Annotated in this window: 1 protein-coding gene; it reads left to right on the top strand. The window is 26.4% G+C overall.

From position 1 onward, the window contains the following. The coding region (locus ETC00_RS20195; RefSeq protein ID WP_171567792.1) for a hypothetical protein at positions 1-289 on the top strand (289 nt) is incomplete at its 5' end. Positions 290-401 lie beyond the last annotated feature (112 nt).

The following is a 401-nucleotide window of genomic DNA, read 5'->3' on the forward strand; positions in this document are numbered from 1 at the left end:
GTTTACAGTAGCAGATACTATTATTGAAGAACATTATAATCATAATGTACAAGTAGTTATGTTATCTAAAACAGTTCACGAGCAAGTTCATGAGAATAATATTTTTATAAACTTAAATCAAGCGTTTGGAGATCTAAATAAATTTTTAAGAAAGTATAGACAGGGGGTCCACCCTGACCAAGTAGAAAAGATCAATAAATACATTGAGATGTCTAAAAAATATGATAGTTTCGATAAAGATGTTTTAAAATTATCAGGATTTGTTAAAAACTGGTCTAAAGATAATTAAAAACTCGGGGGAGGTTTAAAAAAATGGACTTTTTAACATTCGTTTTATCTGTATATATTTTTGTAATGGTTTTTTCCTTTTTAATCTTCAGAAAAAAAGAAAAAAATAAACC

The sequence above is a fragment of the Brevibacillus sp. MCWH genome (genome assembly GCF_013096935.1).
Classification (GTDB): domain Bacteria; phylum Bacillota; class Bacilli; order Brevibacillales; family Brevibacillaceae; genus Brevibacillus; species Brevibacillus aydinogluensis.